Source organism: Micromonospora costi (genome assembly GCF_003626655.1).
Classification (GTDB): Bacteria; Actinomycetota; Actinomycetes; order Mycobacteriales; family Micromonosporaceae; genus Micromonospora; species Micromonospora costi.
On record NZ_RBAN01000001.1, the window covers coordinates 101,518 to 114,729 of the forward strand.

13 protein-coding genes are annotated in these 13,212 nt (G+C 76.4%); all 13 read right to left on the reverse strand.

Going from position 1 to position 13,212, the window contains the following annotated elements:
• Positions 1 to 19: 19 nt before the first annotated feature.
• Positions 20 to 457, reverse strand: a complete 438-nt coding sequence (aroQ, locus tag D7193_RS00475; RefSeq protein ID WP_120777404.1) for a type II 3-dehydroquinate dehydratase — start codon at positions 455 to 457, stop codon at positions 20 to 22.
• Positions 454 to 1,533, reverse strand: a complete 1,080-nt coding sequence (gene aroB, locus D7193_RS00480; protein ID WP_120777405.1) for a 3-dehydroquinate synthase — start codon at positions 1,531 to 1,533, stop codon at positions 454 to 456. The genes aroQ and aroB overlap by 4 nt, the downstream gene beginning before the upstream one ends.
• Before the next feature lie 39 nt (positions 1,534 to 1,572).
• Positions 1,573 to 2,109, reverse strand: coding sequence for a shikimate kinase (locus D7193_RS00485; protein WP_120777406.1), 537 nt, complete (start codon positions 2,107 to 2,109; stop codon positions 1,573 to 1,575).
• Entirely contained in the window at positions 2,106 to 3,284 is a 1,179-nt protein-coding gene (gene aroC / locus D7193_RS00490) for a chorismate synthase (RefSeq protein WP_120777407.1), read from the reverse strand. Before aroC ends, D7193_RS00485 begins: the two co-directional genes overlap by 4 nt.
• A gap of 78 nt (positions 3,285 to 3,362) precedes the next feature.
• Positions 3,363 to 4,019, reverse strand: a complete 657-nt coding sequence (locus tag D7193_RS00495; protein ID WP_120777408.1) for a class I SAM-dependent methyltransferase — start codon at positions 4,017 to 4,019, stop codon at positions 3,363 to 3,365.
• A 26-nt stretch (positions 4,020 to 4,045) separates the two neighbouring features.
• A complete protein-coding gene (locus D7193_RS00500) occupies positions 4,046 to 4,966 on the reverse strand; it encodes a glycosyltransferase family 2 protein (RefSeq protein ID WP_120779144.1) in 921 nt (306 codons plus the stop codon).
• Positions 4,963 to 5,574 carry a glycosyltransferase gene (locus D7193_RS00505; protein WP_174242578.1) on the reverse strand — a complete coding sequence of 204 codons (612 nt, stop codon included), beginning with the start codon at positions 5,572 to 5,574 and terminating at the stop codon, positions 4,963 to 4,965. Before D7193_RS00505 ends, D7193_RS00500 begins: the two co-directional genes overlap by 4 nt.
• A gap of 101 nt (positions 5,575 to 5,675) precedes the next feature.
• Positions 5,676 to 6,155: a glycosyltransferase family 28 protein gene (locus D7193_RS00510; RefSeq protein WP_120777410.1), complete on the reverse strand. Its 480-nt coding sequence runs from the start codon at positions 6,153 to 6,155 to the stop codon at positions 5,676 to 5,678.
• 268 nt (positions 6,156 to 6,423) lie between these two features.
• Complete coding sequence (locus D7193_RS00515) at positions 6,424 to 7,680, reverse strand: hypothetical protein (RefSeq protein ID WP_120777411.1); 1,257 nt, start codon at positions 7,678 to 7,680, stop codon at positions 6,424 to 6,426.
• Positions 7,677 to 8,579: a sulfotransferase domain-containing protein gene (locus D7193_RS00520; RefSeq protein ID WP_174242525.1), complete on the reverse strand. Its 903-nt coding sequence runs from the start codon at positions 8,577 to 8,579 to the stop codon at positions 7,677 to 7,679. The genes D7193_RS00515 and D7193_RS00520 overlap by 4 nt, the downstream gene beginning before the upstream one ends.
• 8 nt (positions 8,580 to 8,587) lie before the next feature.
• A complete protein-coding gene (locus tag D7193_RS00525; protein WP_241562766.1) occupies positions 8,588 to 10,234 on the reverse strand; it encodes a lipopolysaccharide biosynthesis protein in 1,647 nt (548 codons plus the stop codon).
• Positions 10,231 to 11,598: an O-antigen ligase family protein gene (locus D7193_RS00530; protein WP_120777413.1), complete on the reverse strand. Its 1,368-nt coding sequence runs from the start codon at positions 11,596 to 11,598 to the stop codon at positions 10,231 to 10,233. The genes D7193_RS00525 and D7193_RS00530 overlap by 4 nt, the downstream gene beginning before the upstream one ends.
• A 2-nt stretch (positions 11,599 to 11,600) precedes the next feature.
• On the reverse strand, positions 11,601 to 13,199 hold the full coding sequence (locus tag D7193_RS00535) for a GumC domain-containing protein (RefSeq protein WP_120777414.1): 1,599 nt from the start codon (positions 13,197 to 13,199) through the stop codon (positions 11,601 to 11,603).
• Positions 13,200 to 13,212 lie beyond the last annotated feature (13 nt).

Sequence of the window (13,212 nt, forward strand, 5' to 3'; positions counted from 1 at the left end):
GGGCGGAACGCGCCGCGACTCAGCGCCCGGGAGCCAGCGTGGCGAGGTGCCGCAGGGCGAGGCAGTAACCGTCGATGCCCAACCCGGCGATCACACCGGTCGCCACGGCCGACACCACCGAGTGGTGCCGGAACTCCTCCCGCGTGTGGATGTTGGAGATGTGCACCTCGACGAGCGGCCCGCGCAGCATCGCGCAGGCGTCCCGCACCGCGTACGAGTAGTGCGACCAGGCGGCCGGGTTGAGGACCACGGCGGCGCCCTCGTCGGCGGCCTCGTGCAGCCACCCCAGCATCTCGTGCTCGGCGTCGGTCTGCCGCACCGTGACGTCCAGGCCCAGCTCGCGGGCCGTCGACTCGCAGAGCGCCACCAGGTCGGCGTAGGTGGTCGCCCCGTACACCTCGGGCTCACGGGTGCCCAGGCGGCCGAGGTTCGGCCCGTTCAGCACGTACACCCTCACGGCTGCGCCACCTCGTCGTACGCGGCCCGCAGCAGCGCGTCGTCGGGGCCCTCCAGGATCGCCGGGCGGGCCAGCCCGTCGAGCACCACGAACCGCAGCGTGCTGCCCCGCGCCTTCTTGTCCACCCGCATCGCGGCCAGCAGCTCCGGCCAGGCGTCGGCCCGGTAGCCCGTGGGCAGGCCGAGCGCCGCGACGGCGGCCCGGTGCCGGTCGGCGGTGGCCGCGTCGAGGCGGCCCGCGAGCCGGGCCAGGCTGGCCGCGTAGACCAGGCCGACGGCGACCGCGTCGCCGTGCCGCCACCGGAAGCCCTCGGCCTTCTCGATGGCGTGCGCGAGGGTGTGGCCGTAGTTGAGCACCTCGCGGACGCCGGACTCGCGCAGGTCCCCCGCGACCACCGCGGCCTTGACCCGGATCGCCCTCTCGATCAGCTCCCGGGCGACCGCGCCCGTCGGGTCGAGCGCCGCGGCCCGGTCACGCTCGACCAGGTCGAGGATCACCGGGTCCGCGATGAAGCCGCACTTGACCACCTCGGCCATCCCGGCGGCCAGGTCGGCCGGCGGGAGGCTGTCGAGGGTGGCCAGGTCGCAGACCACCCCGGCGGGCGGGTGGAACGCGCCCACGAGGTTCTTGCCCGCGGCCGTGTTGATGCCCGTCTTGCCGCCGACCGCGGCGTCGACCATGCCGAGCAGCGACGTGGCCACCGGCACCCAGCGGACACCGCGCAGCCAGCAGGCCGCCACGAAGCCGGCCAGGTCGGTCACCGCACCGCCACCCACCCCGACCACCGCGTCGGTGCGGGTGAAGCCCGCCGCGCCGAGCCGATCCCAGCAGTCGGCCGCCACGTCGATCCGCTTGCCCGCCTCGGCGTCGGGCACCTCCACGAGCAGCGGCGCGACGCCGGCCGCCTGCAGCCGGGTCGCGAGCGTGTCGGCCAGGCCCTTGAGCGGCGCCGCGTGCAGCACCGCGACCCGGTCGGCACCGGGCAGCAGCCGCAGCGGCTCCTCGAGCAGGCCGCGTCCCACCAGCACGTCGTACGGCCGTTCGCCGCCGACCGGAATCCGGGTCACCTCGTCCATCGCCGGCAGCCTAGTCCAGCCCGGCCCGTACGCGGCGTCTCACCGCTTCAGCAGCGCCGCGATCTCGGCGGCGATCTCGTCGGGAGTGCGGCCGTCGGTGACCACTGTCGCGGTCGCCACCTCGGTGTAGAGCGGGCGGCGCTGGTCCATGAGGTGCTTCAGCGTCGCGCGCGGGTTGAGCGCCAGCAGCGGGCGGCCCGCCCCGAGCCCGACCCGCTTCACCGCGTCGGGCAGCTCGACCGAGAGGTGCACCACGGCGTGCCCGACCAGCGCGGCCCGCGTCTCCTCGGCCAGCACGGCCCCGCCGCCCAGGGCGAGCACCCCCGCGCAACCGGCGAGCGCGGCGGCCACCGCGGCGCGTTCGAGCGTACGGAAGTGCGCCTCGCCCTCGTCGATGAAGATCTCCGGGATGGGCTTGCCGGCCATCCGCTCGATGTCCAGGTCGGTGTCGCGGAACTCGACGCCGAGCAGGCCGGCGAGGGCCTCCCCCACCGTCGTCTTGCCGGAGCCGGGTGCCCCGACGAGCACGCAGACCGGCCTCGTGGACTCCGGAGTCGCGCCACCCGCCCCGCTCACCGGATCACCAGCGCGTCCAGGTAGCCGGCCAGGTTGCGGCGGATCTCGGTGACCGAGTCGCCGCCGAACTTCTCGGTCGTGGCCTCGGCCAGCACTAGGGCGACCATCGCCTCGGCCACCACCGCCGCGGCGGGGACCGCGCAGACGTCCGACCGCTGGTTGATCGCGGTGGCCGGCTCACCGGTGGTCACGTCCACGGTGGCGAGCGCCCGGTTCAGCGACGAGATCGGCTTCATGGCGGCCTTGACCCGCAGCGGCTCGCCGGTCGTGATCCCGCCCTCCAGACCGCCGGCCCGGTCGGTAACCCGACGGACGCCGGTGGCGGACGGGATGATCTCGTCGTGGGCCTCGGAGCCCCGCGAGCGGGCCTGCTGCCAGCCGTCGCCGATCTCCACCCCCTTGATCGCCTGGATGGACATGAGCGCGGCGGCCAGCCGGGCGTCGAGCTTGCGGTCCCACTGCACGTGGCTGCCCAGCCCCGGCGGCACCCCGTACGCCAGCACCTCGACCACGCCGCCGAGGGTGTCGGCGGCCTTCTTCGCGGCGTCGACCTCGGCGACCATCCGGGCGCTGGCCTCCGGGTCGAGGCAGCGCAGCGGGTCGGCGTCGATGCGGGCGGCGTCCTCCGGGCGCGGGCGCAGCCCGGGCTTGGCGGCGACCGAGCCCAGCTCCACGACGTGCGAGACGATCTCGATGCCGAGGGTCTGCCGCACCAGGGCCTTGGCGACGGTGCCGACGGCCACCCGGGCCGCGGTCTCCCGCGCGCTGGCCCGCTCCAGGATCGGCCGGGCGTCGGTGTGGCCGTACTTCTGCATGCCGGCGAGGTCGGCGTGGCCGGGCCGGGGGCGGGTGAGCGGGGCGTTGCGGGCCTGCCCGGCCAGCTCGTCCGCGTCGACCGGGTCGGCCGCCATGACGGTGCGCCACTTCGGCCACTCGGAGTTGCCCACACGGACGGCCACGGGGCTGCCGATGGTGACGCCGTGCCGCAGGCCGCCGATGATCTCGACCTCGTCCTGCTCGAACGACATGCGGGCGCCCCGGCCGTAGCCCAGCCGGCGGCGGGCCAGCTCGGCGGCGATGTCGCCGGTGGTCACCTCGACCCCGGCGGGCACCCCCTCGAGCAGCGCGACGAGGGCGGGTCCGTGCGATTCACCTGCGGTCAGCCAGCGCAACACAGCGGCAAGTCTGTCACGCCGGGTGGTCGGCCCGGTGCGGTGCCCGGCCCGTCCCGACCCGCGGACGGCGGGCGGGGGTCAGGGCCGCCGGACGGCGATGAGGGATTTGGTGAGGCCGAGCAGGCGTTCGCCGCGGATGGTCGCGTCCGGGAAGAGGTACCGCAGCTCCGCCCGGCCGACGAGTTCGGTGGTGAGGACCTGCCGCATGGCCAGCTCGTGGGACTTGCCGGGGGTGTACGCGAGCGGCCACTTCCGGGCCACGAACACCCGGGCGGGCACCGGCAGGAACTGCATCCCGGGCGCCACCCAGTGCGGCTCCACGGGAAAGTACCGGTAGGGCGTCTGGACCCAGTACGCGGGCGCCAGCGCCCGGACCGCCTCGGCCATCCGGCGGCGGCGTTCGTGGCCGCCCACGTGTTCCAGCACGCTGTTGCTGAAGACCAGGTCGTACCGGCGGCGCAGGATGCGTTCGGGCAGCTCGCAGGCATCGGCGTGGTCGGCCTCCGCCCAGGCCGGCAGCTCGGCGGGCAGCGGCTCCAGGTTGACCACGTGCACGTGCGCGGGACGCACGGGGACCGTCGACCAGCTCTCCACCCGGCCGCCCAGGTCGAGCACGGTCATCTCGGCGAGGTCGGGGAACGCGTCCGCCAGCCAGCCGGCGCGGCGCGCCCGCCGCCGGGCGCCCACCGACGTCGGCGAGTCCACCAGGTAGAAGCGCAGCGAGTGCAGGGCCATCTCACATCCTCATCGATCGGTCGGCCTCAGATGCCGCGGCCGCGCCGGTGCAGGGTCCGCAGGACGGCGTCGGCGCGGACGACCCGCCCGGCCACCGCGAGGGCGAGGTAGGCCCGGGGCTCGCGGGGGTTGCGGCGGATGGTCCGGCTCGCCCACCGCACGGCCTCCCGCCGGTCGCCGCTGGCGGCGCGGGCGAAGGCGATCTGCCCGGTCACCCGGGCCTCGCCCGCCGGTTGGCCGCGGAACTCCGGGTACCGGTCGAGCAGCCACTGCAGGGCCGTCGAGATGGTGTCCCACCGCGCCGCGAAGTAGGACCGCCGGTGCCAGCGCACCAGGGCGTACGGGGTGCGTAGGTTGATCAGCGGGGCGCTGCGCGCGGCCCGGAGCAGGAACTCGTAGTCCTCGGCGTAGCTGCCCGGGATCTCCTCGTCGACGAGGCCGAACCCGTCGCGCAGGGCGGACGCCCGCATCAGGAACGTGGACGGGTGCAACTCGGTGAGCCGGTCGCGCAGCAGGTCGGCGAGGGTCACCCGGTCCTTCGCGAGCACCCGGTCCACCATGCGCCCGTCGTAGCTGACCCGGATCCCGCAGCTCACGAACTCCGCCTCCGGCGCGGCGGCGAGCGCGGCGACCTGGGCGTCCAGCTTGCCCGGCAGCCACTCGTCGTCGTCGTCGCAGAAGGCGATCAGCTCCCCCTCGGCGGCCAGGGCGCCCGAGTTGCGCGCCCCCGCGAGCCCCGGCGTGCGCTCGTTACGGATCACCCGGACCCGCCGGCCGGGCCGGGACAACTCCACGAGCGACCCGTCCGGCTCGGAGCGGTCGTACACCACGACGACCTCGACCGGGCCCGGGTGGGCCTGCGCGACGACGGCCCCCACCGCCCTGCGGAGCAGCTCCGGGCGGTCCCGGGTGGGCACCACGACGCTGACCGGCGGTGCCCCCGTCACCGGACCCGCCCCCCGCCACCGGCCGGGCGGACCCACACACGCCACCACGGCGCCCGCCGGGCCGCCTCGGCGACCAGCCCGTCCACGATCCGCCCGACGTTGGCCACCGCAGCCCGCTGCGCGTCGCAGGTGAGCGGGTCGGTGACGACCGCGAAGCGGGCCGGGTCGGCGAGACCGGCGGCGAGCGTGTCGTGCAGCGCCGCCCGGGACTCGCAGAGCGCCACCATGCCGGCCGCGCCGAGCCGGCGGGCGAAGAGCTGCTGGTGGTCGTCGACGTGCTCGCCCCGGGCCGGGTCCCGGGGGACCACGATCGGCAGCCGGCCGTGCCGGCGGGACTCCAGGATCGTGGCCGGGCCCCCGTGGCACACCACGAGGTCGGCGTCGGCCATCGCGGCCTGCAGCGCGTCGTGCGCGAGGAACGGCACCGCGCCCGGCACGGCGGGGGCGGCCGTGTGCCCGTGCTGCACGGTGAGGTCGACCAGGTCGGCGACGTCGACGTGCCACTCGCCCAGCCAGCCCAGCAGGCGGTCGAAGGGGTGCTTGTCGGTGCCGACCGCCACCAGCACCTGGACGCCGGCCACGTCGGTGTGGTCGCGTTGCCGGGGCACGCGCCCCGGGTCGGGACGGCCGGCCGGCCGGGCCGGGTGCGGTGCGGGCCGGGCCGGGCCCGGGCGGCGGGTGGACGCGGTGCCCGCGCCGGCGTCCCCGGTCACAGCAGCGTCCCCACGACGGTCGCCTCCGGGTACTGCCGGCGCTGCTCGTCCCACTGCACGAGCATCGCGGACAGGAACGGGCGGCACAGCCGCGCCGTCATCGTGGGGCTGTCGATCCGGTCGTACACCTCGATGTAGACGGTCGGAACGCGGCGCAACCGCGCCAGCACGACGAACGGCAGGGCGACACCGGCGCCGGTGGTGACCACCGCGGCGACCGGCCGCCGGCGCAGCACCCGCCAGGCGAGCACCGCGTTGCGCAGCAGGTTCGGCAGGTTGCGGGTGGTCGGGTGGTGGGCCACCACCACCTCCTCGCCGGCGAGCAGCGACACCGCCTCCGGGGTGTCGAAGGTGACCCAGCACCGGCGCCGGCTCTCGTACCAGGGCCGCAGCGCCAGCAGCTGGGCAAGGTGGCCGCCGCTCGAGCCGACCAGCAGCAGGACCGGAGCCCCGCCGTCCTCGATGTCCGTGTCCACGTGACTCCCCACACGCTCACTCGGGCCCGGTCGGCCGCGCCGACACCCGCACCGCGTCACCGACCGGCGTCGCGCCGGAAGGGACCACAGGGCGACCGGTCGCCCGAGGAGGCGACCGGGGCGGCGGGTCGATGTCCACCCGAGCCGTCGGTCACACCGGCCGCCGGCGACCCCATCGACCGCCGTTCACGACCAGCATCACGAGCTGCAATTCTTCCGTCACTCTTCGGCAAGGGTCAACGCCCTTCGGCGCGTCGATTCGCCGGGATCAGGCCATGTGTCGCTTATCGATCACATCGAGCAGGGCGGGATGCAGCGCGGCGTTCCAGCCCGCCCCGGCGGCGGCCAGCCGCCAGGTGCGCAGCCACATCTCCAGCAGGTACGCGTCGGCCACCGCCCGGCGTTGCGCCGGCCCGAGACCGAGCGCCGCGCCGTACCGGTCGAGCTGGGCGTCGACGGCCCGGGCGCCGGCCGCGGCCGGCTCGCCCCGCAGCACCACCGCCCGCTGGAACGAGTCGTGGGCGAGGTCGAAGCCGAGCGGGACGTCCGGTCCACTGTGCTCCCAGTCCCACGCCACCAGCCGCCCGGCGTGCCGGCCCAGGTTCCACGGCACCCAGTCGCCGTGCCACTGTCCGAACTCGACCGTCGTGTCGCCGTGCCGCCGGACCAGCGCGTCCACCGCGGCGCCCGCGCGCCGCCCGTCGGCCGTCGCGGACGCCCGCGCCGCCTCGTCGGCCAGCCGGGCGAGGAACGGCGAGCCGGCCAGCGGCCGGGATGGCGCCGCCGGGCGGCCACGGCGGGCGACCGCGAGCAGCGTGGCGGGCCGCGGCGGCGCGGTGACCGGCATCCCGCGTACCCGGGGCGGCAGCGGCTCGACCACCGCGACCACCTGGCCCGCCCGGTCGACCCGGGCCAGCAGACGGGGCGTCGCCGGGTGCTCGGGCACGTCGGCCAGCCCGTCGAGGTCGCGCAGCGCGGCGGCCTCCGCGGCGACCAGCGCCCGGGTGGCGTCGTTCCAGCCGATCTTCGCGTACCCGCGGGGCCGCCCGTCGGCCGTGAAGAGTTGCAGGGTCGGCTTGTGGTTCGGGTCCGGCGGGCGGACGCCGCAGGCAGCGTGCAGCGGGCCGTCGCCGAGCGCGGCCGCGAGCCGCTCGGTCAGCAGCAGCTCCACCGGGTCCCCGTCGGACGGCACCGAGACGGTGAGGACGGGGAACGCCCGGGCCGTCGCGCGGAGGCGGGACAGGCCGCCGAGCGCGGCCCGTACCGCCCGCACCCTCGGCGGCCGCAGCGCGTTGTACGCGAGCAACGACGCGGTCGTGGCGCGCGGCGCGCCGAGCGGCAGCAGGAAGCGCGCCCGGCGGACCGACGGGACGACCGCGTACCGGCCCACCGGCCGGTGTCCCGCCGGCGGCGCCCCGCCGACGGTCAGCGCGACCCGCTCGTCGCCGAACACCGCCCGGGTCACCCAGCCCAGGCCGTCGTCCCGGGTCCGGGGGTCGGTGGACGTGCCGGCCGCCGCCGTCACGCCACCCGGTCCGGCCAGTCGAGATCCAGGCCCAGCCGCGTGCGCAGCGCGTCGTTGTACGGCCGGTAGTACGCGGCGAGGTCCGCACGTACCGCCGGATCCAGCGGCGCCGAGCGGCGGTCGTTGTGGACGGTGAACGACGGCAGGTCGTACGGGGGCAGCCCGAGGAAGTCCAGCGTCCGCCGGTACGCGCTCCGGGCGTCGCGGTACAGGTCCTCGCTCGGCAGGAAGAGGAACTGGCGCTCGTCGAACCGGTCCAGCCACGGCTCCAGGTGCTCCAGGTAGCGCCCGCGGGCCCGGTAGCTGTACCAGTCGTGGCGCTCGCTGTGGTACCCCGGCTCGGCGACGAGCCGCTCCCGCTCCCCCGCGGTCCGCCGCTCCTCGGCGGCGAGCGCGGCCGGGAAGTCCAGCGGCTCGACACCGTGTGTCCGGCGCTCCTTCCAGTGCGAGTACGCCCGCTCCACCGGGTCGCGCAGCAGCACGATGAGCCGCACCGCCGGCATCAGCGCGGCGACGCGTTGCGCGGCCAGCGGGTGGAACATGTACAGCGGCGCCGCCTCACCGACCCGCACCGGGCCGCCGTGGCGGCTCTCCAGCACCGCCCGCTGCCGCTCGGTGGGGAAGTGCGAGCGGTACCACGCCTCCCCGTGCCGCCAATTTTCCTCGAAGTAGTGGGTGGCCTTGGTGTTCCAGGCCGGGAAGAGCCGCGGGACCAGCGGATGCTGGATGAGATAGTTCCACAGTGAGGTGGTGCCGCCGCGTTTGGTGCCGATGATGAGGAAGTCCGGCAGCGGCCGGCGGTCACTGGTCCGCACCCCGTAGTCGACCAGGGATTCGCGCACGCGGTTGCTCACCTGCGCCGGCACGATCTGCTTGACCCGGTTCCGCATGGACGACACGGCGTCCCTCACCTTCCCTTCGTCGAGGCCGCAGCGGCGGCCGGAGCCGCACCCTCCGGCCGGCGTATCTGCCCGACGGCCAGCCGGACGCCCTGGCGCACCCGGGGCAGCGTCAGCAGGACCCCGCAGCCAGCCGCCAGCACCGCGAGGGCCACCACGAGCCCGGGCACGCCCCGGCCGGCCGCGAGCACCCCGGCCAGCGCCGCGCCGCCCACCGCGGCGACCGTGCCACCGGCCGCCCGGAGCAACGCCGCGTCGACCAGGGGCTGACCGACCACCGCCCGGGCGCACGCGAACGCGGTGAGGTTCTCGACGGCGATGCCGACCGCCCACGCCGACGCGGCGCCGGTCACGCCGTACCCGGGGATCAGCCACACGCCGAGGCCCACGGTGACCGCCAGCCCGGCCACCGTGGCGGTCAGGTGCAGCCCGCTGCGCCCACCCATGAGCAGCAGGCTCTGCACGTTGCCGACCCCGGTGTTGACCAGCATGGCCAGCGCCAGCACGGTCATCGCGGGGGCGCCCGCGGCGAACGCCGGGCCGAACAGGTGCAGGAAACCCGGCCCGAACACGGCGAGCAGCACGTAGACGGGCCAGGACAGCACGAGCGCCCACACCGTGAGCCGCCGGTGCACGGCCGCCGCGGCGACCCGTTCGCCGCGCCCCAGCAGCCGCGACAGCTGCGGCGACACCGCGACGCGCAGCCCGTGCATGGCCAGTTGCCCGGCCAGGACGTACCGTCCCACCGCCCCGAACACCCCCGCGTCGGCCTGCCCGGCGAGCACCGACGTGAGCAGCACCCCGATCCACACGACGCTCGCGTCGATCGCCGCGGACCCGGCCCGCGGCAACGCGAAGCGCCAGAACGCCGACCAGTCGGCCCGGGCCGGGCGCAGCGGCGCGCCGTGGCCCACGCCGAGCGGGCCGGCCACCAGCACCAGGCAGACGGCGACGGCGCAGCCGGCCGGGACCAGCCAACCGGTCAGGCCGGCCAGCACCCCGCCGCCGGCGAGCGCGACCGCGCCCACGAGCAACGGGCGGGCCGCGGGCAGCAGGACCGACTGCACCCCGACGTACGCCCGGATCGGGCGGACGCAGCGCAGCACGGCGAACAGCAGCGTCATGGCCACCACGAGTGGCACCGCCGCGAAGCTGGCCCGCAGCAGCGCCGGTCCGTCGGCGTCGTCGAGCAGGCGGGGCGCGAGCGTGTCGGCGGCGAGCACCCCGGCGGCGCCGACCACGACACCGGCCGCCAGCGGCGGGCCGAACGCCACCGCGAGCACCCGGGTGGCGTCACCCCGCCCACCGGCGCGGCGGCGGGGCAGCGTCCAGATCAGTCCCGTCTCCGCACCGAGGGTGCAGGCGGCGGAGGCCACCGTGACCACGCCGACGGCCGCGAAGAACGCCCCCGAGCCGGCGGTGCCGTAGCCGCGGGTGATGACGACCGCCAGCAGGAACCCGAAGAGGCCGGTGCTGGCGGCACCGGCCAGGCCGGCGATCCCGGTGCGGGTGCCGCGCCGGACCTCGGCCGTACCGTCGCTGGTCCCGCCCGGTGAGGCACCCGGCGGCGGCCCGACGACGCTGGGCGCGGACGCGGCCGGCGGCGCGCCGTCGTGGGCGGCGGCCTCGGCTGGCGGGCGGGTGCCGGCCGTCATGCCGGCACGGCCGCCGGGTGGCGGGCCGGCGGCGCGGGGCGGGTCCGGCCGGCCGCCGCCTCCCGCTCGGTGAGCGCCACCGCTATGGCGATCGCGAAGAAGGCGATCGACAGGGTCGGGCTGGCCATGCCGTAGAACGGGATCTGCACCAGGCAGACGACGGGCACGACGGCCAGCCACTGCCCGGCCGCCGAGTTGGCCCGCCGGCAGCGCAGCGCGGCGGCCACGAACCAGGCGAGGAAGCAGAGCAGCGCCGGTACGCCGTGGCTGAACAGCACCATCCAGAGCTGCCCCTGGGTGCCGACCGGCGCCTGTGCGGTGACCGTGTCCGTGTTGACCGGCGCGCCGTAGCCCAACCAGGGCGAGTCGCCGATGCGGCGCAGCACCTCCGCGTAGAGGGAGAACCGGTCGGCGTTGGTGTCGCTCGACTCGACCCGGTCGCCGATCAGCTGCGCCACCGGGATGAACAGCGTGGCGAGGCCGCCGATGACCAGCACACCGACGACGGACGCGCCCACCCGCACGTTGCCCCGCAGCGCCGCCCGGACGCCGAGCACCGCGAGCCCCGCGCCGAGACTCACGAACATGACCCGGTTGAGCGTGAGGAAGGCCGGCGCGAGGGACAGCGGCAGCGAGGCGAGCAGCACCCAGCGCAGCGCGCCGCGTCCGCGCAGCATGGTGAACGCCACCACGCACGGCAGGGTCATGGCGTACGCGCTGCCGTAGTTGTTGGTGTACGGGAACGGCGCCGCCGGCCGGAAGATCGGGTCGAGGGAACGCTGGCTGTACTCGGTCACGGCGACGTGCACGAGGTCCTGCACGTACGAGTCGCCGGCCACCCCCGCCGGCAGGAGCAGCTCCGTCGGCGTGGTCAACGCGAGCCGCGGCACCAGCACGGCCAGCCAGCCCAGCGCGACCAGCCCGAGCCAGAACGCGCACAGCGGCACGAGCACCGCGGCGAGGTCGGCCCGTTCCCGGGCGAGGGCGTACACGTACACGCCCACCACCAGTGCGGTGAGGTAGAAGCCCAGCCGCAGGCCGAACGCCGGCACCGATCCGGACGACGTGAGCCGGGTGGCGCTGAGCACCACGAGCGCCAGGAAGAGCAGCCAGAGCCCGGTCGCCGGCGGCAGCGGCACCCGCCCCCGCACGACCAGCCACGCGAACAGCAGCGCGCCGAGCAACGACCAGCCGAGGTAGAAGGCGCCGGCCAGCCACCAGAGCGGCACGAGGCCGAACATGACGGCGAGGGGCCACAGCGGCAGCAGCGGCACCGGCGAGGGCGGCACCGGTGCGGGCGGGCCGGCGGGCCGCGGGTCTCCCCCGGCCGGGTCGCTGGTCGCCGGGGCCCGGGTCGCCGGCACCGTCAACCCCAGCCGTTGCGGGTCAGCACGAAGCCCAGCGGCGTGACGCCCGCGGCGCGGAGCCGCTCGACCAGCCGCCGCAGGTCGCCCTGCCGGGTCCGGTCCCGCTCCACCACGACCACCGCGGCGCCCTGCCGCGCGATGACGACGCCACGCGGGTCGGACTCCGCCGGCGGGGCGTTGTACAGCACGAGGCCGTGGTCCGCGCCCTGCCGCCAGCTGCCGAACCGGACGCTGCCGAGCCCGACCGGCACCGCGTCGACGTCGACGGCCCGGCCGTTCGCGGCGGCGGGCGGCGGCCCGACCCGGTTGAGGGTGAGCGTGGCGTCCACCTCCACCGACCGGCGGGCGCCGGGCGGGTGCGGCGACGGCCGCCGGGCCGCGGGGTCGGCCGCCGGGCCGCGCACCGCCGCGGCGCCCGCGGGCCGCGGCTTCGGCACGACCGTCCGGGACGGCTCGGCGAGCGCGGGCACCCGCACCCGGTCGACGAGCACGGCGCCGCGCAGCCGCTCGACCCGCCCGCTGTCGTCGGCCACGAACACCTCCCGCCCCTCGGCGGCCAGCGCCGCCGCGAGGCCGGCGGTGAGCGCGGTCGGATCCTCCCGGGCGGTCAGCAGGGACACCCGGGCGGGCTGCCGGACCCGTTCGGCGATCGCCATGGCCACGTACCGCAGGTCGGCGCCCACGGCCCTTCCCGCGCCGCGCAACCGTCGGCGCCGTACGGTGCCCAGCAGCGGCAGGCCGGTCGCCTCGCGGCCGTCGGTCACCGTGCGGACCCGCCGGTCCACCGACTCCCACGCGTACGCGAGCACGACCCCGAGCAGCGCGCCGCCGACCAGGCCGGCGAGCAGGTAGAGCGGGCGCCCGCCGTCGGCCGAGACCAGGGCCGGCTCGGCGCTGCGGGTGATCCACCCGGGGCTCACGTCGACCGCGGCGATCTCGGTGCGCGCCGAGTTCAGCTGCGTGAGCTGGTTGTTCACCCCGGCCAGCTCGGCGACCGCCGCGTCGAGGGCGCCGTCGCGGGCACCGGCGATCCGCCGCTGCAACGCGGTCTGCTGCGCGGCGACCTTGGCGATGCTGTCGTCGTACGAGCGCAGCATCTCGGCCCGCTGCTTCTCGTACATGGCCCGGCGGACGTCCAGATAGGCCTGTGCCGCCAGGTTGACGCTCCGCACGGCCTGCTCGGCCGACCGTGCCCCGTAGGAGAAGCGGAGGATCTGCCCGCCGGTGGGCACCTCGACGGCGAGCGCGTCGCGCACGTCGCGCTGGTCGCGGCCGCTCGCGTCGGTCAGGCGCCGCACCACCTCGGTGCCGGTGGCGATGCCGCTCTCCACGTTCATGTTCACCGCCCGGTCGGCGGCCGCGCCGCTGGGGGTGAAGGCGTCGGTGACGACGGGACGCACGGCCACCACGGCGTTCGCGGTCACCATCGGCGGCACGAGCACCAGGTAGCCGACGGCGGCGAGCAGGCCCGCCGCCGCGGCCGCCGCGACTGGGCGGACCCGGTGCAGCGGGACGCGGATCAGGTCGGCCAGGGTCACGGTGCGGGCGGGCGAGCCGGCGGGGACGCCGGCGGGCGGGCCGACAGATGCGTCAGTCATGGAGCAATCACCG

What these genes read in the sequence shown, in the direction of transcription:
- D7193_RS00535 (WP_120777414.1), bottom strand. Translation starts at nt 13,199, where the DNA reads ATGACTGACGCATCTGTCGGCCCGCCCGCCGGCGTCCCCGCCGGCTCG.
- D7193_RS00525 (WP_241562766.1), bottom strand. Translation starts at nt 10,234, where the DNA reads ATGACGGCCGGCACCCGCCCGCCAGCCGAGGCCGCCGCCCACGACGGC.
- D7193_RS00495 (WP_120777408.1), bottom strand. Translation starts at nt 4,019, where the DNA reads ATGGCCCTGCACTCGCTGCGCTTCTACCTGGTGGACTCGCCGACGTCG.
- aroB (WP_120777405.1), bottom strand. Translation starts at nt 1,533, where the DNA reads ATGGACGAGGTGACCCGGATTCCGGTCGGCGGCGAACGGCCGTACGAC.